1 pseudogene is annotated in these 2,067 nt (G+C 40.7%); it reads right to left on the reverse strand.

Annotated elements, in window-relative coordinates:
• Positions 1–726 precede the first annotated feature (726 nt).
• Positions 727–1,682 (reverse strand): annotated as a pseudogene (locus tag CIK04_RS30815) (IS110 family transposase).
• Positions 1,683–2,067 lie beyond the last annotated feature (385 nt).

The following is a 2,067-nucleotide window of genomic DNA, read 5'->3' on the forward strand; positions in this document are numbered from 1 at the left end:
AAATACTCAAAAGAAATCGGTGAGGCTCAAAAAAAATATAAAAGAGATCGCGGAGTGGCTGGAGGAAAATAACCTTACTAAAGGTGAGGCGAAGGACAAAATGTATTTTGAATTGCTGAATGTTTACTCAAAAATCTCTAAAAGATTCAAGTGAATACTTTCAAAAATAAAAATAGGAAAAACATACACAGAAAAATGGTTGAATACATAAAACTGGTACGGATAGAAACATAACAAACAGTTCAAGAGGGATTCAGCACGCGTGGCATTTTGGGCATGCTTTGGTTTTTGTGTTGAAGTGCCATGCAGAGGCTTAGTCACTGCGTGCTTCACCCCTTAACTGGGCGTTATGTTTAGTCACGTAAAATCAGTTGGTTGCATCTTTTCTTTGCACTCTCGGCTTTCTAATTTTGGTCTTGTCGGCAGGTTAACTTCAGTGTTCGCTGTTTTCTGGACTCCAATTCGTGGGCGCTAAAAATTCAGAGAGTTGCCTCATTAAAGTTCAGTGCGTTTTTGAGTCGAATGACGCGATCTTAGTTTCAAAGTTTGAGCTCCAGTTTTCGGTTTTCCAGTCTAAAACTCAATATCAGCAAATTCAAATTTATTAGTTAATTCAGTTTTTTAGCGTCTGGTTTTGGTTTTCAAAAATAAGTTGAGTTAAGCTTTGGTATCGCAAAACTTAACCCTTTGAGCCTTAARCATAACAAACGAGTATGGCGTCAATAGTTAATTTTTCGCCATATTTTCATTCCACATAGTTCCGTCTCTTAGCATTGAATTCAGGATCACAACCATCTTTCTAACACAGGCAATGATGGCTACTTTTTTGGGTTTTCCTGCTTCCAGTAATCGCTGATATGTGGTCTTAAAACAGGGTTAGATTGCATTGCAGACATCATCGCCATATACAGGACTGTACGCACCTGAGCGCGCCCACCTTGGATAATTCGTTTGCCTTTATAGCGGCCACTTTCTCTATTCATGGGAGCAACACCTATTAGAGAAGCCGCTTGTTTATTGTTGATATAACCCAACTCAGGAACGTTGCTAATGATGGCGGCCGCACTCACTTTCCCGATGCCTGGGACACTTTGTAAAATGATATTTTTGCTCTGATAAGAAGGCGTTTTTTCAATGAGAGCAATGATGAGTGCTTCGATCTTCTCTATCTGATTTTTGAAGGAAGTAATGATTGGATTGATTGTGGAATGAAGCGTTTTAGGGAGTTGTTGTAAGCGATTCTTTTCCATAGTTTGCATCGTTAAAATTTGATGTCGACGGGCGACTAAGTCACTCATTAAACGCATAATTTCTGGTTTTAACTGGGTCAATTGGGGTTGAATGGCTTCGCTATAATGAGCGATTAATTGAGCATCCAGTTTATCCGTTTTAGCTCTGCGGCCAATAGCGCCAGCGAAGCGTTTAATGTGGATAGGATTGGCAATTACAAAAGGTAAATTGGCTTTGGAACAGGCGATAATAAAAGGCATTTCAAGGCGGCCAGTTGCTTCGATAACGATGCGTTCAGGCTGGTGTTTCTTGATGATTTTGACCGCTTCTTTTATCCCTTTATCATCATTAGAAACAGTAAAAAAGATATCAAATGGGCGGATATAGATATCTAGATTTGCTTTGCCAGTATCCACACCGACATTAATATTTTGAAGTGTGTTTGTATTCATAATAAGCTAACTCTTGCTTGCGTAATGCGGGTTCGAGACCCAGTCGAGTATTCGAGTTTGGTGCTTGGAGTTCTATGTCGCGTTCATGTTTGTTATCGGTCTCTCGATAGAGGAGCCAGCGTTCAATCGAACTACAACATAGAAAGCTTTAGTTGCGGCTAAAGCCTGGGTCTCACATTACCCGAAACAGGTCGATTAATGGGGATAATTTCCCATACAAGCATTTAAGAGTGATTCGCAACGCTTGGCAGTTTCGCTTCGCTCAAGTATAGCCAAGCGCTGCTCACACCTTAATGCGGCGTTAGTCGCCAGAAAAAGCTAGCAGTCAAATCACGTTTCTAGACTTAAATTGGCTGATGATCGTTTGATACGCAGGTGCGTCGGC

It is taken from the genome of Vibrio sp. 03_296 (assembly GCF_002265885.1).